Consider the following 24,417-nt stretch of genomic DNA (forward strand, 5'->3'; position numbering starts at 1 on the left):
TTGCAGTCTAAGTGCAAATTCTTGACGGGAGACATGGATGAGCGTCGCGGTCGTCACGGGGGCCAGCCGAGGCATCGGTTTCGCCATCGCCCAGCGGTTCGTCGCCGACGGCATCAAGGTGGTCATCACCGGGCGGAACGCGGAGGCCCTGGAGGCCGCGGCCAAGGAGCTCGGCGGCCCGGACACGGCGATCGGCGTGGCCGGCAAGGGCGACGACCCGGAACACCGCGCCGCCGTCGTGGCCGCCGCGTCCGCCCGGTTCGGCCCGATCACCGCCCTGGTCAACAACATCGGCATCAACCCGGCGTACGGCCCGCTCGAAGATCTTGATCTGGACGCCGCCCGCAAGATGGTCGAGGTCAACCTGCTCGGCACGCTCGGCTGGGTGCAGGAGGCGCTGCGTGGCGGGCTGGCCGGCGCGGGCGGCTCGATCGTGAACATCTCGTCCGTCTCCGGCGTGCGCCCGGCGCCCGGCATCGGCTTCTACGGCGTCACCAAGGCCGCGCTGATCAACCTCACCGAGCAGCTCGCCGTCGAGCTGGCGCCCGAGGTGCGGGTGAACGCGGTGGCCCCGGCGGTGGTCAAGACCAAGTTCGCCACCGCGCTGTACGAGGGGCGGGAGGCCGAGGTGTCGGCCAAGTACCCACTCCGTCGTCTGGGCGTCCCCGAGGACGTGTCCGGCGCGGTGGCCTTCCTGTGTTCACCGGACGCGGCCTGGATCACCGGACAGACGCTGGTCATCGACGGTGGCGTGACGCTGACCGGAGCGGTTCAGTGAGCTCACCCAAGCGGGTCGTGGTGACCGGGGCGGGCGGCGGCATCGGCGCCGCGATGGCCCGCCGGTTCGCCGCCGACGGCGCCCAGGTGTTCGTGAACGACCTTGATGAGGCGGCCGCGTCGGCGGTGGCCGCCGAGATCGGGGGGCGGGCCGTCCCGGGCGACGCCGGGCGCGAGGCCGACGTCGCGCGCCTCATCGACGCCGCCTGGGACGGGCTCGGCGGGATCGACCTCTTCTGCGCCAACGCCGGCGTGCTGACCGGCGGCGGCCCCGAGACGCCGGACGAGGCGTGGCAGCGTGATTTCCAGGTCAACGTCATGAGCCACGTGTACGCGTCCCGCGCGCTCCTGCCCCGCTGGCTCGACGCGGGCCAGGGCCACCTGCTGGTCACCGTCTCGGCGGCCGGGCTGCTCACGTTGCTGGGCAGCGCGACCTACTCGGTGACCAAGCACGCCTCGCTGGCCTACGCCGAGTGGCTACGGGCCACCTACGCCCACCGGGGCATCAAGGTGCAGGCGTTGTGCCCCCAGGGTGTGCGCACCGACATGATGTCGCGCGGCGGCGACCGGTCGGCCAGCAGCGCCCTGCTCGCCCAGAGCGCCATGGAGCCGAGCGCGGTCGCCGAGGTGGTGCTCGAGGGCGTCCAGCAGGACGGCTTCCTGATCCTGCCGCACCCCGAGGTGGCCGAGTTCGCCCAGCGGCGGGCCGCCGACCCCGACCGCTGGCTGGCCGCGATGAACAAGATCCAGCGGAGCATCGAGTGAAGGGTCTCGACCTCGACGCGCTGCAGGCATACCTGAAGACCGGCCCGCTGACCGCGACCATGTTCGCCGGCGGGCGATCCAACCTGACGTACGCGGTGACCGACGGCGAGACCCGCTGGGTGCTGCGCCGGCCGCCGCTGGGCCACGTGCTGCCCACCGCGCACGACATGTCCCGCGAGCACAAGGTGCTGTCGGCCCTGTCCGCGGCCGGTTTCCCGGCCCCGGCGCCGGTCCTGCTGTGCACCGACGCCGACGTCATCGGCGCGCCGTTCTACCTGATGGAACACGCGACCGGGCGGATCTACCGGGACGTCGCCGACCTGGAGGCGCTGGGCCCCGACCGGATGCGCACGCTCACCCTCGACCTGGTCGACACCCTGGCCGACCTGCACGCGCTCGACCCGCAGGCGATCGGGCTGGGCGACTTCGGCCGGCCGCAGGGCTTCAACGAGCGCCAGGTGCGCCGCTGGAAGAAGCAGCTGGACGCCTCCCGCAGCCGCGACGTGGCCGGCATCGACGAGCTGCACGCCCGGCTCGCGGTGCAGGTGCCCGAGGGCGACGGCACCGTGGTGCACGGCGACTTCCGGCTCGACAACGTGTTGATCGGCGACGACCTGACGGTCAGCGCGGTGCTCGACTGGGAGATGTCCACGCTCGGCGACCCGCTCAGCGATGTCGCGCTGATGCAGGTCTACGCCGGCCGCCCGCTGCTCGACCAGAACGGCGAGCCCCGGGCGCCGCTGACCGTCCCCGGTCACCCGGGCCTGCCCGAGATCGCCGCCCGGTACGCCGAGCGCAGCAAGCGGGACGTCAGCGATCTGCACTGGTACATCGCGTTCGCCTGTTTCAAGCTCGCCGTGATTCTGGAAGGCGTCCATTACCGCTATGTGCACGGACAGACCGTCGGTGCGGGATTCGAGACGGTCGGCCGTATGGTGGCGCCTTTGGTCACACAGGGGCACGAAGCTCTGGAGGGATAGATGGACTTCGCATACGACGAGAAGACCGAGGACTACCGCAAGCGGCTCCTCGCCTTCATGGACGAGTTCGTCTACCCGATCGAGGCGGCCTACGAGGCGGACGGCTGGGGACCACCGGCGTCGCTGGAGCCGCTGAAGGCCGAGGCCAAGGCGCGCGGCCTGTGGAACCTCTTCCTGCCCGGCGAGCACGGCGCCGGCCTGACCAACGTGCAGTACGCGCCGCTGGCCGAGATCACCGGCCGCAGCCCGTCGATCGCCCCGGCCGCGCTGAACTGCGCCGCCCCGGACACCGGCAACATGGAGGTGCTGGCCGAGTTCGGCACCCCGGCCCAGCGCGAGCAGTGGCTCGAGCCGCTGCTGGCCGGCGAGATCCGGTCGGCCTTCGCGATGACCGAGCCCCAGGTCGCCTCGTCGGACGCGACCAACATCGGCACCCGGATCGTCCGCGACGGCGACGACTACGTGGTCAACGGCCACAAGTTCTACATCTCCGGGGCGATGAACCCGAACTGCAAGATCTTCATCGTGATGGGCAAGACCGACCCGGACGCCGCCCGGCACGTGCAGCAGAGCCAGATCCTGGTGCCGCGGGACACCCCCGGCGTGACGATCAAGCGGGGCATGACGGTCTTCGGCTACGACGACGGCGATCACGGTGGGCACGCCGAGGTGTTCTTCGAGGACGTACGCGTACCCGCGACGAACCTGATCGGTGCGGAGGGCGGCGGTTTCGCCATCTCGCAGGCGCGCCTCGGACCCGGCCGGATCCACCACTGCATGCGGCTGATCGGCATGGGCGAACGCGCCCTCGAGCTGATGTGCACCCGGGCGCTGGCCCGCGAGCCGTTCGGCAAGCCGCTGGCCGAGCAGGGCGTGGTGCAGGACTGGATCGCCGAGGCCCGGGTCCGGATCGAGCAGGCCCGGCTGCTGGTGCTCAAGGCGGCCTGGCTGATGGACACGGTCGGCAACAAGGGCGCGCACACCGAGATCCAGGCCATCAAGATCATCACGCCGGGCACGGTCGAGTGGATCCTCGACAAGGCGATCCAGGCCCACGGCGCGGCCGGGGTGGGCCAGGACACGCCACTGGCGCGGCTCTGGGCGTCGGCCCGTACGCTCCGATTGGCCGACGGACCCGATGAAGTGCACAAGCGCTCGCTGGCCCGGCGCGAGCTCAACCGATACCGGAGCCCACGATGACCACACCCACGCCGCGGGTGGACGGGCGCACCGCCCGCTCCGAACGTACCCGCAACGCCATCGTGGACGCGCACGTCAGCCTCATCACCGACGGCGACATGCGCCCGACCGCCGACCGCATCGCCAAGCTGGCCGGGGTGTCCCTGCGCGCCCTGTGGAGCCACTTCGCCGACATGGAGGCGCTGATGACGGCCAGCGCCCAGCGCATACTCGAACGCCGGGACGCGGCCCACGAACCGATCTCGGCCGACCTGCCGCTGACCGAGCGCATCGAGGCGTACTGCAAGCAACGGGCCCGGCTCAACGACCTGGTCGCGCCGGCCGCCCGCGCCTCGGCGCTGAAGGAGCCGTTCTCGCCGGCCCTCCAGCGCTACCGCAAGACGCACCTGCAACGCGCCCGCGACGAGGTGTCCACCCTGTTCGCCGCCGAGATCGACGGCGACCAGGAACTGCTCAACGCGGTCACCGTGGTCAGCATGTGGAACACCTGGGACACACTGCGCACCCCGATGGAACTGCCCACCGAGGCCGCCGCCGCCATCCTCCAGCGCATCGTCACCGCGCTACTCCAGAAGCACCACTGAGCGGGCGCCCTCGCCGCGGCCCATCCGCTCGAACGCGGCGGGCACGTCGGCCAGCCCGATCCGGTCGGTGACCAGGTGGTCCAGGGACAGCCGGCCGGCCAGCACGTCGGCGGCCAGCCGCGGCACCTCGGTGTCCGGGTCGGCGTTGCCGTAGACCGACGACCGCAGGGTGCGCGCCGACGAGAAGATGTCCAGCGCGCTCAGCTCGACCATGTCGTCGTGCCGGCCCATGCCGACCACGGTCACCTGGCCGCCGCGCCGGGTCGCGCGCCACGCCGCCCGGATCGTCGCCGACCGGCCCACGCACTCGAAGGCGTGGTCGGCGCCGCGGCCCTCAGTGCGGGAACGCACCTCTTTGGACAGGGTTTCCGAGGCGAGCAGGAAGTCGGTCGCCCCGGCCGCTTCGGCGAGCGCCCTCTTCGACTCGCTGACGTCCACCGCGAGGACCGTCGCCGCGCCCGCCGCCCGGGCCGCCGCCACCACCGACAGCCCGACGCCGCCCAGGCCGATCACCAGCACCGATTCCCCGGCGGCGACCCGTGCGGTGTTGCGGACCGCGCCGCTGCCGGTCAGCACCGCACAGCCGAGCAGCGCCGCCGGCGCCCACTCCAATTCCGGGGGTACGCCGATCACCGCGTTCTCGGGGACGACCACCTGATCGGCGAACGCGCCCAGCCCGAGCGTCACGTAGGCCGGGACGTCGTCGATCGTGCTGCCGTTCTCCAGGGCCGCGATGCCGCTGGTGGTCGCGCACAGCCACGGCTGGCCGTGCGTGCAGAACCAGCACATCCGGCAGGCGGGCTGCCAGTTCAGCGCCACGTGGTCGCCGACCGCGGCGCGGGTCACCCCACTGCCGGCCTCGACCACCTCGCCCGCCGCCTCATGACCCAGGACCAGCGGGTACGGCGGGCGCAGCGTCCCGTTGACCATGGACAGGTCGGAGTGGCACACCCCGGCCGCCCGGATGGCCACCCGCACCTGGCCCGGTCCGACCTCGGGCAGCAGCAGCTCGGCCAGTTCCGGCGACGCACCGGCCGCTCGCACCACCACCGCGGAGACCCGGGCGGTCATCGCTGGATCGCCTTCACCTGCTGGAACTCCTCCAGCCCGAACGGGCCGAGCTCGCGCCCGACGCCGGACTGCTTGTAGCCGCCGAACGGCGCCTGTGGGTTGAACGGGCCACCGTTGACGTCGACGGCGCCGGTCCGCAGCCGCCGGGCCACCGCCAGCGCCCGCTCCGGTTCGCCCCAGACGGCGCCGGCCAGGCCGTACCGCGAGTTGTTGGCGATCGTCACGGCGTGGTCGTCGTCGTCGAACGGGATGATCGACAGCACCGGGCCGAAGATCTCCTCCTGGGCCAGCTCGCTGTCCGGGTCGACGTCGGCGAAGACCGTCGGCGCGACGAAGAAACCCTTGTCCGGAAGGGGTTGGCCGGCCGAGACCAGCTTCGCGTCGGCCCGCTCGATGAAGCCGAGCACGCGGTCCCGCTGGGCCGCCGACACCAGCGGCCCGAGCCGGGTGGCCGGGTCGAACGGGTCACCCACGGTGAACGCGGCGGCGACCTGACCGGCCAGCGTGACGGCGTCGTCGTACGCACTGCGATGCACCAGCATCCGGGTCCACGCCGTGCAGGTCTGCCCGGAGTTGAGGAACGCGTTGCTCACGCCGGTCTTCACCGCCCGGGTGACGTCGGCGCCCTCCAGGATCACGTTGGCCGACTTGCCGCCCAGCTCCAGCGCCACCTTGGCGATCCGGTGGGCGGCGGCGTGCGAGATGGCGCGGCCGGTCGCGGTCGAGCCGGTGAACGACACCATGTCCACGTCGGGGTGCCCGGCGATCGCCGCCCCCACGACCGGTCCGGTGCCGGTCACGAGATTGAGGACCCCATCGGGTACGCCCGCCTCGACGGCCGCGTCGGCCAGCAGGTAGGCGGTCAGGGGGGTCAGCTCGCTCGGCTTGAGCACCACCGTGCAGCCCGCGGCCAGGGCGGCCGCCACCTTGGCCACGACCTGGTGCAGCGGGTAGTTCCACGGGGTGATCGCGCCGACCACGCCGACCGGTTCGCGGATGACCAGCGTGTTGCCGATGGTCTGCTCGGTCACCGGTTGAACGGCCAGGTCGGCGTACCCCCGGAGAACCGTGAGGGGCAGACCGGCCTGGACCATCTGGGCGATCTTGAGCGGCGTGCCCAGCTCGAGCCCGACGGTGCGGGCGATGTCGGCGGCGCGCGCCGAGAGCGAGGTGTGCAGGCGGTCCAGCACCGCGCCCCGCTCGGCCATCGGCGTCGCGGCCCACCCGTCGAAGGCGTTGCGGGCCGCGGCCACGGCATCATCCACATCGGACTGGGTGCCGGCCGGCACCGTGCCCAGCACCTCCTCGGTGGCCGGGTTGATCACCTCGATCACGCCGGTCGACGCCGGGGTGACCCAGGCGCCGTTCACCAGAAGCTTGTCCCGAGTCATCGTTCCGCCTCGCTCTTCAGCTGGGATTCGAGGCCGGAGACCAGCGTCTCCAGGCCGAGGACGAACGCGCCCTCGTCCACCCGCTCGCGATGCTCGGCGAGGTGGTGGGCGTGGTGGAGATGAGGGTAGTGCGCGTAGAGCTCCGGGTCGCCGGGGAAGCCGAGCGCGAACGACCCCAGCGCGGAGCCGGTGACCAGGTAACGCAGCAGCGCGCCGATGTGCGTGGCCCGGGACGGCGACCAGCCGGCCCGGATCAGCGCGCCGTAGACCGCGTCGGCCATGGCCAGCGCGGCCGGGTTGCGGCCCGGTCCGCGGGCCAGCACCGGCACGATGTTCGGGTGCTCGCTGAGCACGGCGTGGTACGACTGGGCCCACAGCCGCAGCGCCTTGCCCCACTCGTGGCCGGCGAACGGGGAGACGTCGACCTGGGCGATCACCGCGTCGGCCACGGCGTCGAGAATTTCGGCCTTTGTGGCGAAGTGGTTGTACAGGGAGGGCCCGGCCACGCCCAGCTCGGTGGCGAGCCGGCGGACCGACACCGCGTCCAGCCCTTCGGCGTCGACCAGCACGCCCGCAGCCTCGACGATCCGCTCACGGGTGAGCAGAACCTGCCGCGGCCGAGCCATGGGGCCTCCAAAGTTGCACTGGACGTGTGAAAACTTACACCGCTAGTTTATCCATATGGACTTCTCCCTGAGCGATGAGGAACGCGCGATCCGCGATACAGCACGGCAATTCATCGCGAAGGAGGTGATGCCGCTGGAGGCCGAGGTGCTCCGGCGAGAACGCAAGGGCGGGCGGGGGCTCGAGCGCAGCGAGCTGGTCGAGCTCCGGCAGAAGGCGAAGAAGTTCGGCTACTGGGGCCTGGGCACGCCCGAGCAGTACGGCGGCATGGAACTTCCCGCGATGATGCAGTCGCTGATCTGGACCGAGGTGGGCCGCACGTACGTGCCGTTCAGCTTCGGCGGCGAGGCCGACAACATCCTGTACTACGCCAACGAGGACCAGAAGCGGGAGTTCCTGATCCCGACCATCGAGGGCGAACGCATCTCCTGCTTCGCGATCACCGAACCGGGCGCCGGCTCGGACGCGGCCAACATCAAGCTCAGCGCCCGCCAGGACGGCGACGACTGGGTGCTCAACGGGGAGAAGACGTTCATCACCAACGGCAACGACGCCGACTTCGCGATCGTCGTCGCGGTCACCGACAAGGAGAAGGGCGTCCGCGGCGGGGGCACCACCGCGTTCCTGGTCGACCGCACGATGGGCTGGACCTCCGAGCCGATCGAGACGATGGGCGACGCCCGGCCCGCCTCGCTGTCCTTCGACGACGTGCGGGTGCCGTCGCGCAACATCCTGGGCGAGATCGGCCAGGGCTTCGAGCTGGGCATGAAGTGGATCGGCCGGGGCCGCTACCTGATCCCATCGGCCGCGCTGGGCAGCGCGGAACGCGCTCTGGGCATGGCCGTCGAGTACGCCAACACACGCGAGACCTTCGGCCGGAAGATCGGCGACAACCAGGCGATCCAGTGGATGATCGCCGACTCCGAGGTGGAGCTGGAGGCGGCCCGCTGGCTGATCCTGCGCGCCGCCTGGACGGTGGACCAGGGCATCGACCCGCGGCACGCCTCGTCGATGGCCAAGCTCTACGGGGCCGGCATGGTCAACCGGGTGATGGACCGGGTCATGCAGATCCACGGCGGCATGGGCTATACCCGGGAGCTGCCGATCGAGCGGTGGTACCGCGCGGTCCGGCTGATCCGCATCTACGAGGGCACCGACGAGATGCAGCGCCTGATCATCTCCCGCGACCTGCTCCGCGGGTACACCAAAATCGGCGGACACCTGGCCTGAGGAGGCTCAGCATGACCGTTCTCTCGCTCGCGACGATCCTGGCCGAGGCGGCGCGCAAGCGGCCGGACAAGGTCGCGGTGATCGACCACGCGGGCACCCGGCTGACCTACTCCGAGCTGTGGGCCGAGGCCCGGTCGTGGGCGGCCGGGCTGCGTGAGCTCGGCGTACGCCCGGGCGACACCATCGCCCTGCAGATCCCCAACGTCATCGACTTCCCGCGCGCCTACTACGGGGCGCTGGCGGCCGGCGCGGTCATCGTTCCGGTGCACCTGCTGCTGACGCCGGACGAGATGGCCTATGTCCTGACCGACAGCGGCGCGTCCCTCCTGGTCGCCCACCCGAGCCAGATCGAGACCGCCGGCGCGGCCGCCTCCCTCGCCGGTGTCCGGCTGGTCGGCACCGCCGACGTCCCTCAGCCGGAGCCGCTGCACACCTACGTGACGCGCGAGGCCGAGGACACCGCGGTGATCTTCTACACCAGCGGCACCACCGGCCAGCCCAAGGGCGCGTTGCTGACCCACCTCAACCTGGTCATGAACGCGACCGTGAACACGTTCGACGTGCACGACCCGCGACCCGACGACATCTCGATGGGCTGCCTGCCGCTGTTCCACACGTTCGGGCAGAGCGTCGCGATGAACGGCACCTTCCGGGCCGGCGGCACGCTGGTCCTGCTGCCCCGGTTCACCGGCGAGGCCGCGATCGACCTGATGGTCCGCGAGGGCGCGACCATCTTCTACGGCGTGCCGACCATGTTCATCGGCCTGCTCGAGGCGGCGCCGAAGGCCGACCGGCTGCCCGATCTGAGGCTCTGCTTCTCCGGCGGGGCCTCGCTCCCGGTGGCCGTGCTCGAGAAGTTCTCCGAGGTCTTCCATTCCCCGATCTACGAGGGGTACGGCCTGTCCGAGACCTCGCCGACCGCGACCACCAACCAGCCGGCCTTCGGGACCCGGCCCGGCACGATCGGGCACCCGATCTGGGGCGTCGAGGCCGAGATCGCCCGGGCCGAGGTCGACGAGCGGATCGAGTTCCTGCCCACCGGCGAGCTGGGCGAGATCGTGATCCGCGGGCACTGCGTCTTCGCCGGCTACCACAACCGGCCCGAGGCGACCGCCGAGGCGCTGATCGACGGCTGGTTCCGCACCGGCGACCTGGGCCGCAAGGACGAGCTGGGCTTCATCACGATCGTCGACCGCAAGAAGGACCTGGTGATCCGGGGCGGCTTCAACGTCTACCCGCGCGAGGTCGAGGAGGCGCTGGCCCGGCACCCGGCGGTCCAGCAGGTCGCGGTGATCGGCGTCCGGGACGCCACGCTGGGTGAGGAGATCTGCGCGGTGGTGGTGGCCGATCCCGGGCTGGCCGAGGACGACCTCATCGAGTGGAGCAAGGAGAAGCTGGGCCGGCACAAGTACCCGCGGCAGGTGCGATTTGTCGAGTCGCTGCCGCTCGGCCCCAGCTTCAAGGTGCTCAAGCGCGAGCTACGGAAGACCTTCTCCGAGTAGGAGTTTCGGCAGCTCGGCGACGATCGGCTTGTCCGCCGGGAGCCACCGCACGCTGGTCAGCTCGTCCGGGCCGAGCCAGCGCATCGCGGTGTGCTCCAGGGCGCGCGGGACGTCGCCGCCGAGCAGCGTGACCGCGAAGACCCGGAGAACGGCCCGGCCGTGCGCGAGGGGCACGTCCGGGCCGACGCGTTCGCCGACCTCGACGCGTACGCCCAGCTCCTCGGCGCACTCGCGGGCCAGCGCCTCGGCGTCGGTCTCCCCCGGCTCGACCTTGCCGCCGGGGAACTCCCAGCGCCCGGCCACCTCGGGCGGAGCCGATCGTTCACAGGCCAGCACCCGGCCGCCGGTGATGATCACTGCCGCCACAATCACTCTGGGTGATGACGTGGGGCTGACTGGGCGTTCCGAGCGCATGGAGTGAGACCTTGCCACAAAAAGTCACCGTTCAGGTTGCCCCAAGCCGTCCCGATCGTCGGGAGAACACGGATATGTGGGCGTGGACATAGTTGACGCCGCAGACAAGACTGTCGGGACCGACCATGACGACACGGCGACAGTTTGGCCACAAGCCGGCAACGACGCCAAGGGGGTGCGGCGATGCGGGCCAGAAGACGGCGCGGGGCCAACTCTTCCGACTACTTGTCGGATGCGCTCGCTCTGTTACAGGGCTGGACGCGCGACGGGATCGAAATCCGCCGGGAACTGGTGTGTGACGACAGTCAGCATGCCGCACTGACCGAGCGGATCAAGGTGGCGGCCGACACACTGCGCATACGCCCCGCTATCCGGCGCACGGACGGTCACACCCAGATCAGCCTCAGTGCGGGCGAAGGCGACACCATCACCGATGGCCAGGTGACCCTCGCGGCCCGCATCGAGGACGCGTACAAGACGGTGGTCGGCGCCTCTTAGGCTTTGAATCATGAGCGAGCCGGTGTACGACAAGAAGGACCAGTACAAGCAGATCGAGAGCGGCCTTCTCGAGGGCGAGCAGATCATCGCCGTGTACGACGCGGTCGGCGTCGGCACCGGGTTCATCGGGCTCACCACGCGCCGCGTGATCATCCAGGACAAGTCCTTCATGGGTAAGCGCTTCGCGATCACGAGCATCCCGTACTCGAAGGTCAGCAGCGTCAGCGTGGTGAGCAACAAGAGCCTGGCCGGCCAGTACTTCTCCAGCGGCACGATCGCCATCACGGTCGGGACCCACATCTACGAGGTCGAGTTCCGTGGCACCGAGAAGACGCACCACGTCCACAACGTGATCTTGCACTACGCGTCGTGAAGATCCGTACACTTTTGTTTCGGAACGCAAAAGTATTTACAGCTTTGCCCAAAGCCGCCTAGGGTCGGTCACACGCCGGTAACAATCCCCCACGCCGGCGACTCACCCCTCAGGGCGGAGCTATGCGCCGTAGACATCGATTTATCTACACTCTTGGATCAGTGCTCCTCGTCGCCGGTGTGCTCGCCGTTCCCCGGGCGGCCACCGCGCACACCATCGATCCGGCCGACTTCCAGCAGGTGACCCTGGCCAAGGGCGTCGCCGAGGTGGGCGAGCCGATGGCCATCGCGGTGCTGCCGGACCGCTCGGTGCTGCACACCGCCCGGGACGGCACACTCCGCCGCACCGACGCCAACGGGACCACGTCCGTGAGTGGCCGGCTGTCGGTCTACACCCACGACGAAGAGGGCCTGCAAGGCGTCGGCGTCGATCCCGGCTTCGCGAGCAACCGGTTCATCTACCTCTACTACGCGCCGCCGCTGAGCACCCCGGCCGGGGACGCGCCCGCCACCGGCAGCGACTGGTCGGCCTGGCAGGGCGTCAACCGGCTGTCCCGGTTCACGCTGAACGCCGACTTCACGCTCAACACGGCCAGCAAGGTGGACGTGCTCGACGTCAAGGCCGACCGCGGCCTGTGCTGCCACGTCGGCGGCGACATCGACTTCGACGCGGCCGGCAACCTCTACCTGTCCACCGGCGACGACAGCAACCCGTTCGACTCGGCCGGCTACGCGCCGATCGACGAGCGCACCAACCGCAACCCGGCGTACGACGCCCAGCGCAGCGCCGGCAACACCAACGACCTGCGGGGCAAGGTGCTGCGGATCAAGGTGCAGCCGAACGGCACCTACACGATCCCCTCGGGCAACCTCTTCGCGCCGGGCACCGCGAACACCCGCCCCGAGATCTACGCGATGGGCTTCCGCAACCCGTTCCGGATGAGCGTCGACAAGCAGACCGGCGTCGTCTACCTCGGCGACTACGGCCCGGACGCCGGCACCACGGACGCGAACCGGGGCCCCAGCGGCCAGGTCGAGTTCAACCGGATCACCAGCCCGGGCAACTACGGCTGGCCGTACTGCACCGGCACCAACACGTCGACCGAGACCTACAACGAGTGGAACTTCGCCACCAACGCCACCGGCCCGAAGTTCAACTGCTCGGGCGGCCCGACCAACAACTCGTTCCGCAACACCGGGCAGACCACGCTGCCGGCGGCCCGGCCGGCCTGGATCCGGTACGGCGGCGACGCCGGCACCCCGGCCGAGTTCGGCGGCGGCTCGGAATCGCCGATGGCCGGCCCGGTCTACCACTTCGACCCGAACCTGAACTCGCCGACCAAGTTCCCGGCCGACATGGACAACCAGTTCTTCGCCGGCGAACTGGGCCGGGGCTGGATCAAGCCGATCCACCTCAACGGCGACGGTTCCCGCGGCGCCATCGACGCCTTCCCCTGGGCCGGCAAGCAGGTCATGGACATGGCGTTCGGGCCGGACGGCGCGCTCTACGTGCTCGACTACGGCACCGGCTACTTCAACGGTGACGCCAACTCGGCGCTCTACCGGTTCGACTACCTGGCCGGTGGCAACCGGGCCCCGATCCCGGTGGCCTCGGCCACGCCGACCTCGGGCCAGGCGCCGCTGACCGTGTCGTTCTCGTCGGCCGGCTCGTCCGATCCGGACGGTGACGCGATCACCTACTCGTGGAACTTCGGCGACGGCACCTCGTCGACGGCGGCGAACCCGACGAAGACGTACACCACGAATGGCACCTACAACGTGACCCTGACGGCACGGGACCCTTCGGGCGCCACCGGCACGGCCAGCGTCCAGGTCGGTGTCGGCAACACCGCGCCGGCCATCACCATCACCAGCCCGCCGGACGGATCGCTGTTCTCGTACGGCGACACGGTTCCGTTCTCGTTCACGGTCACCGACCCGGAGGACGGTTCGATCAACTGTTCCCGGGCCAAGATGACGTACGTGCTGGGCCACGACAGCCACGGCCACCAGATCACCTCGGTCACCGGCTGCTCCGGGCAGATCACCATCCCGGTCGACGGTGAGCACGACAGCGCGGCCAACATCTTCGCGGTCTTCGACGCCGAGTACACCGACGCCGGCGGCCTGACCACGCACAAGCAGCACATCCTCCAGCCCCGGCACCGGCAGGCCGAGCACTTCAAGACCTCGTCCGGCGTCACCGTCATCGACAAGAGCGCCGCCGAGGGCGCCAAGACGGTCGGCGACATCAACAACGGCGACTGGATCGCCTTCACGCCCTACCGGCTGGCCGGCGTCACGTCGTTCACCGCACGGGTGTCGTCCGGCGGCACCGGCGGGACGCTGCAGGTGCGGGCCGGTTCACCCACCGGCGCCGTGCTCGGGCAGGCCACCGTCCCGGTGACCGGGGGCTGGGAGACCTTCACTACCGTCACCGGCACGATCAGCGGCGGGTCGACGGCCACCACCACGCTCTACCTGACCTTCGCCGGCAGCGGCACCGCGGCGCTCTACGACCTGGACGCGTTCACGCTGAACTCCACCGCGGCCACCCGCACCGGGCCGGTTCGCGGCCTGGCGAGCAAGTGCCTGGACGTGGCCGGGGCCAACAGCGCCGACGGCACCAAGATCCAGCTCTACACCTGCAACACCTCCGGCGCGCAGAACTGGACGGTGGCCTCGAACGGCTCGCTCCAGGCGCTCGGCAAATGCCTGGACGTGGCCGGTGGCGCCACCGCGAACGGCACCAAGGCCCAGCTCTACACCTGCAACAACTCGGCCGCGCAGGTCTGGGCGGCGCAATCCGACGGCACGCTGAAGAACCCGCAGTCCGGCCGGTGCCTGGACGTCCTCGAGAACAACCCCGCCGACGGCCAGCAGATCCACATCTGGGACTGCTTGGGCGCGGCCAGCCAGAAGTGGGTGTTGCCATGATCGGTCAGATTCTCGCGGCGATGCTGCTGATCCCGGCGGCGGCGCCGGCAGTGGCCGCCGACGACCCGTACGACGTCCTGGTCTTCTCCAAGACCGCCGGTTTCCGGCACGACTCCATCCCGGCCGGCGTCCAGCTCGTCCGCGACCTGGGCGCGGCCAACGGGTTCACGGTGACCGCCACCGAGGACGCCGCCGCGTTCACCCCGGCCAACCTGGCCACCTTCGAGGCCGTGGTGTTCATGAGCACCACCGGCGACGTGCTCAACGCCACCCAGCAGACGGCGTTCGAGTCGTATGTCCGGGGTGGCGGCGGCTACGTCGGCGTGCACGCGGCGGCCGACACCGAGTACGACTGGCCGTTCTACGGTGAGCTGGTCGGCGCCTGGTTCGACTCGCACCCGGCGATCCAGCCGGCCACCATCCGTACGCAGGACCGGGGGCACGCCGCCACCGCGCACCTGCCGCAGGCCTGGAACCGCACCGACGAGTGGTACAACTACCGCACGAACCCGCGGTCGACCGCCCATGTGCTGTCCACCCTGGACGAATCCACCTACAGCGGCGGCAACATGGGCGCCGACCACCCGATCACGTGGTGCAAGACGCTGAGCGGCGGCCGCTCCTTCTACACCGGCACCGGCCACACCCAGGAGTCGTACGCCGACCCGCTGTTCCGCCAGCAACTGCTCGGCGGTATCCGGTACGCGGCCGGCCAGGCCAACGCCGACTGCCGCCCCGAGACCGGCTACACCGCGCTGTACAACGGATCGACGACCGGCTGGGCCCAGGCCGGGCCGGGCTCGTTCACCAACACCGACGCCACGCTCACCTCGACCGGCGGCATGGGCCTGTTCTGGTACCAGGCCAAGCAGTTCACCAGCTACTCGCTCAAGCTGGACTGGAAGATGGCCGACGACGACAACAGCGGCGTGTTCATCGGCTTCCCGCCCTCGACCGATCCGTGGTCGGCGGTGGACAACGGCTACGAGATCCAGATCGACGCCACCGACGCGACCGACCGGACCACCGGCTCGGTCTACACGTTCAAGGCGGCCGACCTGGCCGCCCGGGACGCGGCGCTCAACCCGCCCGGCGCGTGGAACACCTACGAGCTGCTGGTCGAGGGTGAGCACCTGCAGATCTTCCTCAACGGCGTCAAGATCAACGACTTCACCAACACCAATCCGGTACGGTCGCTGGCCGGCCACATCGGCCTGCAGAACCACGGTGACGGCGACACCGTGTCCTTCCGCAACGTGCGGATCAAGGAACTCGGTGGCACCACGCCGCCGACCGGCGTCGGGCCGATCGTCGGCCTGGCCAACAAGTGCCTCGACGTGGACAACGCCGGCACCGCCGACGGCACCAAGGTCCAGCTCTACACCTGCAACAACAGCACGGCCCAGCGCTGGACCCGGACCGGCAACACGTTCCGGGCCCTCGGCAAGTGCCTGGACGTCTCCGGCGGCGCCAGCGCCGACGGGACGAAGGTCCAGCTCTGGACGTGCAACACCAGCGGCGCCCAGAACTGGACGCCGCAGTCCAACGGCACCATCGTCAACCCGCAGTCCGGCAAGTGTCTCGACGTGAGCGAGAACAACCCCGCCGACCGCCAGCAGATCCACATCTGGACGTGCACCGCGGGCGCCAACCAGATCTGGAGACTGCCCTAGCCTGTTCCCGTTCCCGCAGGCTAGGTGGGTTGTCCCCAGCGGCCCGGCCACCGGTCGGGCAGCACCCGGGCCGGCCAGGAAGTCTCGTTCACCTGGCCCTCGGGGGTACGCCTCAGCTCGTACCCCCGGGGGCCTTCCCGGTCGGCGACCACCTCGGCCAGTTCCGTGCCCCGGTAGACCAGCCCCGCGCCGTCGTCGGTGCAGTAGCCGTCCGGCAACGTGCCGTCGCTGACGAACTCGTGCATCCGCGGCCGCCGCCGCTCCTCGCCGTCGTAGTGCACGCCGTTGCTGTACGGCAGGAAGCCCAGGCCGTCGGTGAAGGCGCTCAGCTCGTACGTGAAGCTGTCCGTGCTGCCGCCCGTGTGCCAGCAGATCGACCCGGCCGAGACCCCACCGAGCACCACGCCCGCCTGCCACGCCTCGTGCAGGATGTCCGGCAGCCCGTGCACCCGCCACACCGCGCACAGATTGGCCACGCTGCCGCCGCCGACCCAGACCACGTCCTGCGCCAGCAGGTGCTCGCGGATGTTCTCGATGTTCGGCATCGGGAACAGGGCCAGGTGCGACGGGACGAACTCGGTGCCGGCCAGCGCGGCGTAGATCGCGCCGATGCGAGCCTCCGGATCGCCGGTCGCCTGGTTGAGGAAGCAGATCTTCGGCGCGGTGGTCGCGTTGGCCAGCTCGGCGGCGTAGTAGTGGATCGGCCCCGGCCGCATGGAGAACGGGCCGTAGCGGCCGGGCCAGAACGAGGCGCTGGTGGCGAGAATGGTGGGAGCGTCGGCAGTCACGCTCCCTATTAAAGTCTCAGCAGAGCAGCCCCGGCTCCAGCTCGACCTCTTTCAGGTCCTGGACCGTGAGGCCGAGGTCGGCCGCGGCGCTCTCGGTCGTCTTCTCGCAGCCCGACTTGCGCCACAGCGGGCCACAGCGGTCGTCGCGGCAGTCGTTGCGCCGCGTCCCGAAGGCCACCACCCGATGCTGCGGCTGCTTGGTGACCTGGGCGTCCAGCAGGCGGCGCTCGGTCGGGCGGCCGTCGGTCATCGTCACGGCGTACCGCAGCAGTTCCTCGCCCGGCACGCCCGGCGTCTGGATCCGCTTGGCCCCGCGGGGCAGGGCAGGGTCACGGACCAGACGGGTACGGAAGGGAATCATCCGCCGTTCGGTCTCCGTGCGGGTGGTGATGCGTGGCGCCACCTTGGTCACCGGCTGCGGCTCGACCGCCCGCGGCTTCACCACCGGCGGGGCCGGCTCTGCCTTCCGCTGGACCGGCGCGGCGACCCCGGCCGGTTGCCGCGGCCGGTCCGCCTCCGGCTGCTGCTGGGCCGCCGCCACCGGTTCGGGTTTCGCCGGCGCGGCGCTCGTGCTCGTCGTGTCCGGTTCGGCCGACGTCGCCGCGGGCGGGGCCGCGAACACGGCCCGATCGTCACCGACCGGCCGGATGATCCGGGGCTCATCCTCGGTCAACTGAGCGATCGCGGCGGTGCCCCCGCCGATCACCATGAGCACGGCGCTGACTCCCGCGGTCATCCGCACACCGAACGGCAGCCGGGCCCACCAAGACTTTCGTGGCATTTCGAGCAGATGCTGCCATGAGTCACTAGTTGTCTGGTTTTGCACCAGAGCATTGTGCCGGGTCCGGCGGCGGATTCAACTACCCCGGCGTCCCCCGAACGACGGACCGGCGAGCGCGTCACCTGGCGCCCGCCCGTCCGTTGTGCTGGCTTCCCTCAGTGGCCGCCGGCCCGCTCGGCCAGCCAGCCGGCCATCGCGCGGACGCCGAGGCCGATGGCCCGCTCGTCCGGGTCGAAGGTGCCGACGTGCGGGTAGCTGGTCATGATGCCGGCGCCCGGCGTCCGTACGCCGAGGAAGCTGTAGGTGCCGGGCATCCGGCCGAGGAACAGGCCGAAGTCCTCGCCGTTGAACGGGATCGACGCGTACAGCGTCCCGGTCCGATCCGGTCCCACCATCCGCCGCAGGTACTGCTGAAGTCGCCGGGCGTCCCGCTCAGGGGTGGCCAGGCCGGGGAACGGAGCATCGGGAAACGCCACCGACGCCGCCCCGACCGACCGGGCCAGGCGGCTTACTGCCTCCCGCACCTCCGCGTACCGGTTCAGCGGCCAGCAGCGCGACGACACCCGCACCTCGGCGCCACCCGCCGACTCGCTCGCGTCGGCCGAGGTGACCACGAAGCGTTCCAGCGGACCATGCGGCGTCTCGAGGTCGGCGACGAACCGCTCGGAATCCGCCGGCGTCAGCGGCCGGGCCACCGTACCCAGGGCGTTGATGCCGTCGGCGAGCCGCTCGGCCCGGGCCAGGGCGTCCGGGCCGGTGAGGCTGACGCTCCCCCGGTCCAGGCCCGGCATCCCCTTACCCGGCATCACCATGATCTTCCCGACCGGCCACGGTCCGCAGTGCAGCGCGTGGATCTCGGCCGGCCGCACCCGGTCGAACACCCCGTCGGCCAGCATCGCGGCCGCCCCGGCGAGCGCCTCCTCGGCGGGCTGGAAGACGAACATCACCCGGCCGGCCAGCCGTTCCCGCAGCCGGGCCAGGACCACCGCCACCCCGACGCCGATCGTCGTGTGCAGGTCGTGGCCGCACACGTGAGCCGTGTCCGGGCCACCGCCGAGCTGGCCGTTCGGCAGCACCGCGTCCATGTCGGCGCGATAGGCCACCGTCCGGCCCGGGCGGGCCCCGGTGAGAACACCCACGACGCCGTGCCCACCGACCCCCGTGGTGACGGTCAGTCCCGCCGCCCGGAGCCACCGCGCCACCACGTCCGCGGTCCGCCGCTCCTCGCCGGCGGGCTCGGGATGCCGATGCAGGTCACGGCGTAACTCGATGAGCCGCCGATCCCATCGGGACGCCACCGCGTCGATCCTGGTGTCCGAAAACTTCTCGCCGGCCCAGGACGCACCCGGCGGGACCAGCCAGCTGCCGGCCACCCCGGCCACCCCGGCCGCCGCTCCGCCGAGCACGACCCGACGGCTCACCACACGCTTCTTCGAATCCGGCACCGTTGCCTCCCCCTGCAAGCGGCCACCGCCCCCGGCGAGCCGTCGCTCTCAGGATGGCGGCGCCGGCCTTCCGCCACAGTGGACCTACCACCACCCTTTCCCTCCTTTCCCTGCCCTTCTTTCCCTGATCAAGTGGCCGGAGCCGCCGGCGACGTACCATCTGAACCATGCCGCCCGAGCCGCTGACCGCCGAGGAAGAGGCGGTGATGCGCGCTCTGGGGCGACTGATGATGGTTCTGCCGCGAAAGCTCGACGCCGACCTCGAGCGCGGCGAGCGGATGACGCTCAGCGAATACTCCGCGCTGCGCCACCTGTCCGAGACGCCCGGCCGCCGGCTGCGGATGAGCGAGCTGGCCGGCGCCTGCGACATGTCCCTGAGCGGGATGACCCGGCTGGCCGGCAAGCTCGAGGTGCTGGGCTACGTGGAACGCGTCCGCTGCGAGCAAGACGCCCGCGGGCTCGAGGCGGTGCTGACCGACGCCGGCTTCGAGCGGCTGCGCGAGGCCTGGCCGACCCACCTGGCCAGCGTGCGCCGGCACATCTTCGACCACCTCACCGAGCTCGAGCTCAGGAAGCTGGCGGCGGCCCTGAACGGGATGGGATCGGGCTGCTCATAGCGGCGTGAGGCCGGCCGCGCCGAACGAGACCGAGAACCGCTTGCACCAGATGGTCACGCTCTCCAGCTGCTCCAGGTCGGTGCCGGCCGGGATGGCGTACGCCTGGTCCCCCCGGTTCCCCTTGAGCCGGCCCAGCTCCACCCAGTCGCCGTCATCGAAGACCCGCCACCCGGCCCGGCCCGTGCGCACCGGCTGCTCGGACAGCCAGACCCGCAGGTCAGGACCGTTCGACGTGTCGAGGCCGACCAGTTCCAGCACGTGCGAGCCGTCCGGCTCGGCGACCACCCGGGCCTGGCCGCTGGTGTCGTGTTCGTGGCTGATGAACGAGCCTTGCCGCACCACAGCCCGGCGCGCGGCCGTGGCCTCCGGGGAGGCCTCCGGGGAGGCCGCCGATTCCTGAGGCGCCGGCACGGCGGCCAGCGTCTCCTTCACCTCGTGATCGGTGACCAGCTTCCAGGGCTGGAACAGGTAGAGGCCGGCCCCGACGAGAACCGCCAGGGCCGCCGCCAGGGCCGCCGCCAGGGGCCAGCGGACTGCACGCATGCTCATGGGCACCAGTACATCCCGCTCAAAGCGCGGAAACCCTTACCGATCGGTGACGGCGCTAGATCATGGCCGGAACCGGACAGGATCAGGCGGCCAGACCCGCGCCGAGATCGAACTCGTTGCCCTCCGGGTCGGCGAACGTGATCCACTCGGTGCCGTACTCGGCGTGCTCGGACCGCTTCACCGCGCCCAGGCCGGCCACCCGGTCCGCCTCGGTCCGCCAGTCCGGGCCGCTCAGGTCCAGGTGCAGCCGGTTCTTGCCGGCCTTGCTCTCCGGCACCTTGAGGAACATCAGCGCCGGCCCGCCGTCCTGCGACTGCTTGCCGATGGTGGCGAAGAACTCGTTCGCGCCCGGGTCGACCGGGCGACTCAGCACCCGAGACCAGAAACCGGCCAGCTCGGCCGCGTTCGCGCTGTCGATGACGATCTGTTCGATGCGCAGCATCAGTTGTCTCCCTCGTTCTCGTTTTCCTCGCGGAGCGGCCAATAGATCTCGGTCCGCCACCGGGCCGGGTCGCCCGTGTCGGCCGGAGTCACCAGATAGACCTCGCGGATCGGGCCGTCCGCGGCCGTCCCGCCGCTCAGCGCATGCTGCCCCAGCAGGCCGTACGTGAGGTCCAGGTCGTCGAACGCGCCCGCGTGCAGGGCCATCGCGAAGCGGCCGGCCGGGACCGCGCCGAGCCCGATCCGGTCGTCGTCCGGCAACGGCCCGCCGGTCGGGCGGCCGCTCACCGGCACGTAGGCGGTCACCCGGCCGCCGCCGTCCTCGAACCAGCCCGGTCCGTAGAGCGCGGCGCCCGGGCCCACCGGCTCGGCGTGCAGCCGGGAGAGCTCGGCGAACAGCCGGGGAAAGGTCTCGGCGCAGTACGCGGTGATCTCGGTCCGGTCGATCACCGCGCTCGTGCCCACCGCCGCCAGCGCCGGCAACTCCCGGAGCCGCACCACGGCCGGGGCCGGGCCGGCCGCCATCAAGGCCCGCAGCGACGCCACCGCCGTGGCCGTCTCGGTCAGCTCGCGGTGCAGCCGGTCCAGATGCGCGGCGATCCCCGCCTCCCGATCGTCACCCGCGGTGGACAGCACAGCCCGGATCTCGGCCGGCGGCATCCGCACGTCCCGCAGCCGGCGCGCCAGATGCGCCGCGGCCACCTGCTCGGGCGTGTACCGCCGGTACCCGGTGGCCGGATCGACCTCGGCCGGCACCAGCACCCCCACCTCGTGGTAGTGGTGCAGCGTCTTGACCGGCAGATGGGTGAGGCGGCTGAACTCACCGATCGTGATCGTGGCGGGCATACGGATCACTCTGCACTCTCCGGCCGCCGGAGGGTCAAGCTTGTCCGGCCGCACTACCGTGCACACATGGCCCTGACCTACGTGCGTGCCGTCGGATCCGCCCTCGCCGAGGGAGCCCTGACCGCCGCCTGGGTGGCCGCCGGCGAGCTGCCGGTCCGGCCGCGGCGGCTGGCCCGGGCCGGCGCGATCGCCTCGGTCGTCTCGATCGGCCTGGCCGCCGGCGTCCGCAACGCCGCCTCCACCGCCGCGCCCGCCACCACCACCGCTCACGCGCTTGCCGGCGCCGATGCCCCCGCCGACGACGCTGCCCCCGCCGACGACGCTGCTCCTGACGGCGGCGCTGCTCCTGACGGCGACATGGCGGATGACCGGCCCGAGCCGATGGACCCCCGGCGGCTCGCCGTGACCCTGGTCCTGGGCGGGCTGAGCATCGGCATGCTGGTCAGCCGCCGCCACCTGGAGAAGCGCTGGCTGGCCCGGCTGGAGGCGAACGGCCACGAGCACCCCCACCGGGCGCTGGCGTTGCGGCTCGGCCTGCTCTCGGTCGCCGCCACGCTGCCCGGCCGCCTGCGGGCCGCGCGTGACGCCCAACGCAAGTCCGTTGACCTCGATCGGGGTTGAGGTTCTAGCGTCGGGGGGTGATTCTCCGCCGCCCCTACGCCCTGACCACGATCGGTTCGTGGAGCCTGGTCTTCCTGGCCGCCTTCGAGTCCCTGGCGGTCACCACGATCATGCCTGTGGTCACGGCCGACCTGAACGGACGTGCGCTCTACTCGCTGGCGTTCTCGGCCGTGATGGCCGCCTCGGTGATCGCGATGGTCGCCTCCGGCGCCTGGGCCGACGGCCGCGGACCGGCGAAGCCTCTGCTCACCGCGATCGCCCTGTTCGCCGCCGGGCTGGCCGTGGCCGGGCTGGCCCCGACCATGGGCGTCTTCGTCGCCGGCCGCTTCCTCCAGGGCCTGGGCGCCGGCGGCATCACCGTCTCCCTGTACGTGCTGATCGCCAAGCTCTACCCCGCCGACCTGCACATCAAGATCTTCGGGGCGTTCGCCTCGGCCTGGGTGCTGCCGTCGATCGTCGGCCCGTTCGTCGCCGGCGTGGTGGCCGACGCCCTGAGCTGGCACTGGGTCTTCCTCGGCGTGCTCGCCCTGGTGGCCGTCGCCACCGTGCTGGTCCTGCCCGCCTTGCGCAACGCTCCCTCCTCGTCGGTCGGCTCCTTCCTCGATCCCGCTCGCATCCGCGCGGCGGTCCTGCTCGCCGCCGCCGTCGTGGGCCTCAGTTACACCGCCGACCTCAACCTGCGCCTGGCCTGGGCCGTCGCCCCGGTCGCGGTGGCCGTGATCGTGGTCGCGGCGAAGGGCCTCGTCCCACCCGGGACCTACCGCGCCCGACGCGGCCTGCCCGCCGCCGTCCTGCTCTGCGGCGCCGCCGGTGCGGTGTTCTTCGGCACCGAGGTCTACCTTCCTCTGCTGCTCCAGGATCGGTACGGCCTGCCCGCCTGGCTCTCTGGCGTCACGCTGACCGCCGCGGCGGTGTCGTGGGCGCTGGCCTCGGCCGTGCAGGCCCGGGTCGGTGACCGGCTGCGCCCCGTGGTCGCCCTGCGTGCCGGCGCCGTCCTGCTCGCCGCCGGCGCCGCCACCGAACTGATCACCGCCGGCCTGCACCTGCCACCGGCCATGGTGGCGGTCGGCTGGTTCCTGGGCGGCTTCGGCATGGGCACCCTCTATCCGCAGATCAGCACGCTCGTCCTCGCGTACTCAGAACCCGGTCGTGAGGGTTTCAACACCGCGGCCAAGAGCATCACGGACGCGGTCGGCGGCAGCACCAGCCTCGCCCTCACCGGCCTGCTCTTCGCGACCGTGACGAGCGCCCCCTTCGTCGGTGTTCTCGTCTTCACCAGCGCCATCGGGCTGACCGTGATGGCGCTGGCCGGCCGGGCGGGCAGTCAGGACAGGTCGACCGCCACGATCTCGAGCTGATCCATCGACTCCTGCATGCCACCCTCCATGCCGGACTCGATCACCGCGTCACGGTCGACCTTGTCGTTGTACTCGCACAGCATCTCCAGGTGGGTGCGCCCGTCCTTCTCGGTGAACGTCACCGTGACCAGGCCGGCGTGGCCGTCCGGGTCGGGGATGCCCTCGTACGCCTCGGTGTTGACCAGCCGCGAGGGCGCGTCGATCTCGCGGAACTCCCCGTGGAAGGCCACCTCGAAGCCGGCGCCGGCATCCATCACGTACCGCCACTTGCCGCCGACCCGCAGGTCGATCTCGGCGCTGGTCACGTTGCCGCGCTGCCCCGCCCACCACCGCTTGACCAGGTCGGGCGTGGTGTAGGCCTTCCACACCAGGTGACGCGGCGCGTTGAACTCGCGCGTGATCAGGATCTGGTTGTCGGCCGGAAGCGTCACCTTGGCCGTACCGCTAGTCGTCGTTGTCATCGTCTTCCTCCTTGAGCTCATCGAGCACCTGCTCCAACAGATCGAACCGCTCGTCCCACATCTGCTCGTAACGCCGGAGCCAGTCGTGGATAGGTTTGAGCGGCTCGGAGTTCAGTCGATACATCCGCTGCCGCCCTTCGTCGCGAACCCGCACGAGATCTACCTCCCGCAGGACGCGCAGGTGCTTCGACACCTGCGGCTGAGCCAGCCCGAGCAGCGTGACCAGGTCGTTGACGGGCATCTCACGCTGAGCCAGCAGATCAAGAATCTGCCGCCGCCGGGGTTCAGCAACCGCGTTGAACGCATCTGTGGTGGTAGCCGCTCGCGCCATGGGGAAATCATATTCCCATAACGGAATACGTCAAGCCCCTTCTTGGATCAAGTTCAAGATCAGGTCGTAGCTGGGCGGGTGGTGCCGACCGCTGCTCCCGCCGAGGTCGGTCCGGCGGCCGCACGCTCCGCTTCCGCGGCCGCCTCCCTGCAACGTGCGTA

General features: G+C 70.9%; 26 protein-coding genes. 14 read left to right on the forward strand and 12 right to left on the reverse strand.

The genetic code is table 11. The annotated features are described in order from the left end of the window. Nucleotides 1-37: 37 nt before the first annotated feature. The 5 genes from AB0M54_RS02105 to AB0M54_RS02125 are packed head-to-tail and all read left to right on the forward strand — an operon-like array spanning nucleotide 38 to nucleotide 4,306. Nucleotides 38-778 (forward strand): SDR family oxidoreductase, encoded by a 741-nt coding sequence (locus AB0M54_RS02105; RefSeq protein WP_364468665.1) that lies wholly within the window; start codon nucleotides 38-40, stop codon nucleotides 776-778. Then, nucleotides 775-1,542: an SDR family oxidoreductase gene (locus tag AB0M54_RS02110; protein ID WP_364314266.1), complete on the forward strand. Its 768-nt coding sequence runs from the start codon at nucleotides 775-777 to the stop codon at nucleotides 1,540-1,542. Before AB0M54_RS02105 ends, AB0M54_RS02110 begins: the two co-directional genes overlap by 4 nt. Beyond that, nucleotides 1,539-2,522, forward strand: coding sequence for a phosphotransferase family protein (locus AB0M54_RS02115; RefSeq protein WP_364314264.1), 984 nt, complete (start codon nucleotides 1,539-1,541; stop codon nucleotides 2,520-2,522). Before AB0M54_RS02110 ends, AB0M54_RS02115 begins: the two co-directional genes overlap by 4 nt. Next, a complete protein-coding gene (locus AB0M54_RS02120) occupies nucleotides 2,523-3,722 on the forward strand; it encodes an acyl-CoA dehydrogenase family protein (protein ID WP_364314261.1) in 1,200 nt (399 codons plus the stop codon). After that, nucleotides 3,719-4,306 (forward strand): TetR/AcrR family transcriptional regulator, encoded by a 588-nt coding sequence (locus AB0M54_RS02125; protein WP_364314260.1) that lies wholly within the window; start codon nucleotides 3,719-3,721, stop codon nucleotides 4,304-4,306. Before AB0M54_RS02120 ends, AB0M54_RS02125 begins: the two co-directional genes overlap by 4 nt. On the opposite strand, the gene AB0M54_RS02130 is transcribed toward AB0M54_RS02125, so the two are convergent. Genes AB0M54_RS02130 through AB0M54_RS02140 form a run of 3 tightly spaced genes read right to left on the reverse strand, consistent with a single transcriptional unit; the run spans nucleotide 4,286 to nucleotide 7,394 of the window. Beyond that, nucleotides 4,286-5,377: a zinc-binding dehydrogenase gene (locus tag AB0M54_RS02130; protein WP_364468667.1), complete on the reverse strand. Its 1,092-nt coding sequence runs from the start codon at nucleotides 5,375-5,377 to the stop codon at nucleotides 4,286-4,288. The genes AB0M54_RS02125 and AB0M54_RS02130 overlap by 21 nt on opposite strands. Beyond that, a complete protein-coding gene (locus AB0M54_RS02135; RefSeq protein ID WP_364314255.1) occupies nucleotides 5,374-6,768 on the reverse strand; it encodes an aldehyde dehydrogenase family protein in 1,395 nt (464 codons plus the stop codon). Before AB0M54_RS02135 ends, AB0M54_RS02130 begins: the two co-directional genes overlap by 4 nt. Next, nucleotides 6,765-7,394: a TetR family transcriptional regulator gene (locus AB0M54_RS02140; protein WP_364314252.1), complete on the reverse strand. Its 630-nt coding sequence runs from the start codon at nucleotides 7,392-7,394 to the stop codon at nucleotides 6,765-6,767. Before AB0M54_RS02140 ends, AB0M54_RS02135 begins: the two co-directional genes overlap by 4 nt. A 55-nt stretch (nucleotides 7,395-7,449) precedes the next feature. Between AB0M54_RS02140 and AB0M54_RS02145 the strand changes: the two genes are divergently transcribed. Further along, entirely contained in the window at nucleotides 7,450-8,622 is a 1,173-nt protein-coding gene (locus AB0M54_RS02145; protein ID WP_364314249.1) for an acyl-CoA dehydrogenase family protein, read from the forward strand. An 11-nt stretch (nucleotides 8,623-8,633) separates the two neighbouring features. After that, nucleotides 8,634-10,124: a long-chain fatty acid--CoA ligase gene (locus AB0M54_RS02150; protein WP_364314247.1), complete on the forward strand. Its 1,491-nt coding sequence runs from the start codon at nucleotides 8,634-8,636 to the stop codon at nucleotides 10,122-10,124. Here AB0M54_RS02150 and AB0M54_RS02155 read toward each other — a convergent pair. Further along, the gene (locus AB0M54_RS02155; RefSeq protein ID WP_364314244.1) at nucleotides 10,101-10,538 is read right to left on the reverse strand and encodes a (deoxy)nucleoside triphosphate pyrophosphohydrolase; all 438 of its coding nucleotides are present in this window, start codon (nucleotides 10,536-10,538) and stop codon (nucleotides 10,101-10,103) included. The two genes, AB0M54_RS02150 and AB0M54_RS02155, sit on opposite strands and share 24 nt — an antisense overlap. Before the next feature lie 183 nt (nucleotides 10,539-10,721). Between AB0M54_RS02155 and AB0M54_RS02160 the strand changes: the two genes are divergently transcribed. From AB0M54_RS02160 to AB0M54_RS02175, 4 genes are all read left to right on the forward strand, one after another. Continuing rightward, nucleotides 10,722-11,036: a 4a-hydroxytetrahydrobiopterin dehydratase gene (locus AB0M54_RS02160; RefSeq protein WP_364314242.1), complete on the forward strand. Its 315-nt coding sequence runs from the start codon at nucleotides 10,722-10,724 to the stop codon at nucleotides 11,034-11,036. Between the two features lie 10 nt (nucleotides 11,037-11,046). Next, on the forward strand, nucleotides 11,047-11,409 hold the full coding sequence (locus AB0M54_RS02165; RefSeq protein WP_364314239.1) for a PH domain-containing protein: 363 nt from the start codon (nucleotides 11,047-11,049) through the stop codon (nucleotides 11,407-11,409). Nucleotides 11,410-11,531: 122 nt separating this feature from the next. Further along, nucleotides 11,532-14,345 carry a PQQ-dependent sugar dehydrogenase gene (locus AB0M54_RS02170; protein ID WP_364468669.1) on the forward strand — a complete coding sequence of 938 codons (2,814 nt, stop codon included), beginning with the start codon at nucleotides 11,532-11,534 and terminating at the stop codon, nucleotides 14,343-14,345. After that, on the forward strand, nucleotides 14,342-16,018 hold the full coding sequence (locus AB0M54_RS02175; RefSeq protein ID WP_364468671.1) for a ThuA domain-containing protein: 1,677 nt from the start codon (nucleotides 14,342-14,344) through the stop codon (nucleotides 16,016-16,018). Before AB0M54_RS02170 ends, AB0M54_RS02175 begins: the two co-directional genes overlap by 4 nt. Nucleotides 16,019-16,038: 20 nt before the next feature. On the opposite strand, the gene AB0M54_RS02180 is transcribed toward AB0M54_RS02175, so the two are convergent. The 3 genes from AB0M54_RS02180 to AB0M54_RS02190 form a co-directional block, all read right to left on the reverse strand. After that, nucleotides 16,039-16,806, reverse strand: coding sequence for a peptidase E (locus AB0M54_RS02180; protein ID WP_364314231.1), 768 nt, complete (start codon nucleotides 16,804-16,806; stop codon nucleotides 16,039-16,041). Between the two features lie 16 nt (nucleotides 16,807-16,822). After that, on the reverse strand, nucleotides 16,823-17,587 hold the full coding sequence (locus tag AB0M54_RS02185) for a G5 domain-containing protein (protein WP_364468673.1): 765 nt from the start codon (nucleotides 17,585-17,587) through the stop codon (nucleotides 16,823-16,825). Nucleotides 17,588-17,742: 155 nt separating this feature from the next. After that, a complete protein-coding gene (locus tag AB0M54_RS02190) occupies nucleotides 17,743-19,008 on the reverse strand; it encodes an amidohydrolase (RefSeq protein WP_364468675.1) in 1,266 nt (421 codons plus the stop codon). A 191-nt stretch (nucleotides 19,009-19,199) separates the two neighbouring features. On the opposite strand from AB0M54_RS02190, the gene AB0M54_RS02195 reads away from it, so the two are divergent. Next, nucleotides 19,200-19,649 (forward strand): MarR family winged helix-turn-helix transcriptional regulator, encoded by a 450-nt coding sequence (locus AB0M54_RS02195; protein ID WP_364314223.1) that lies wholly within the window; start codon nucleotides 19,200-19,202, stop codon nucleotides 19,647-19,649. On the opposite strand, the gene AB0M54_RS02200 is transcribed toward AB0M54_RS02195, so the two are convergent. The 3 genes from AB0M54_RS02200 to AB0M54_RS02210 all read right to left on the reverse strand — a co-directional run bounded on the left by AB0M54_RS02200 (nucleotide 19,644) and on the right by AB0M54_RS02210 (nucleotide 21,485). Beyond that, on the reverse strand, nucleotides 19,644-20,198 hold the full coding sequence (locus AB0M54_RS02200; protein ID WP_364468677.1) for a DM13 domain-containing protein: 555 nt from the start codon (nucleotides 20,196-20,198) through the stop codon (nucleotides 19,644-19,646). The genes AB0M54_RS02195 and AB0M54_RS02200 overlap by 6 nt on opposite strands. An 82-nt stretch (nucleotides 20,199-20,280) precedes the next feature. Continuing rightward, on the reverse strand, nucleotides 20,281-20,640 hold the full coding sequence (locus AB0M54_RS02205) for a VOC family protein (RefSeq protein ID WP_364314217.1): 360 nt from the start codon (nucleotides 20,638-20,640) through the stop codon (nucleotides 20,281-20,283). Next, a complete protein-coding gene (locus AB0M54_RS02210; RefSeq protein WP_364468679.1) occupies nucleotides 20,640-21,485 on the reverse strand; it encodes a MerR family transcriptional regulator in 846 nt (281 codons plus the stop codon). The genes AB0M54_RS02205 and AB0M54_RS02210 overlap by 1 nt, the downstream gene beginning before the upstream one ends. A gap of 66 nt (nucleotides 21,486-21,551) precedes the next feature. On the opposite strand from AB0M54_RS02210, the gene AB0M54_RS02215 reads away from it, so the two are divergent. Both AB0M54_RS02215 and AB0M54_RS02220 read left to right on the forward strand, forming a co-directional pair. Beyond that, complete coding sequence (locus AB0M54_RS02215) at nucleotides 21,552-22,106, forward strand: hypothetical protein (protein WP_364468681.1); 555 nt, start codon at nucleotides 21,552-21,554, stop codon at nucleotides 22,104-22,106. Nucleotides 22,107-22,123: 17 nt separating this feature from the next. Then, on the forward strand, nucleotides 22,124-23,464 hold the full coding sequence (locus AB0M54_RS02220) for an MFS transporter (RefSeq protein WP_364314208.1): 1,341 nt from the start codon (nucleotides 22,124-22,126) through the stop codon (nucleotides 23,462-23,464). Here AB0M54_RS02220 and AB0M54_RS02225 read toward each other — a convergent pair. Both AB0M54_RS02225 and AB0M54_RS02230 read right to left on the reverse strand, forming a co-directional pair. Beyond that, nucleotides 23,431-23,925, reverse strand: coding sequence for an SRPBCC family protein (locus AB0M54_RS02225; protein ID WP_364314205.1), 495 nt, complete (start codon nucleotides 23,923-23,925; stop codon nucleotides 23,431-23,433). The two genes, AB0M54_RS02220 and AB0M54_RS02225, sit on opposite strands and share 34 nt — an antisense overlap. Then, nucleotides 23,909-24,256 (reverse strand): metalloregulator ArsR/SmtB family transcription factor, encoded by a 348-nt coding sequence (locus tag AB0M54_RS02230; RefSeq protein ID WP_364314202.1) that lies wholly within the window; start codon nucleotides 24,254-24,256, stop codon nucleotides 23,909-23,911. Before AB0M54_RS02230 ends, AB0M54_RS02225 begins: the two co-directional genes overlap by 17 nt. Between the last annotated feature and the right edge of the window lie 161 nt (nucleotides 24,257-24,417).

This window comes from Actinoplanes sp. NPDC051470 (assembly GCF_040682035.1).
Classification (GTDB): Bacteria; Actinomycetota; Actinomycetes; order Mycobacteriales; family Micromonosporaceae; genus Actinoplanes.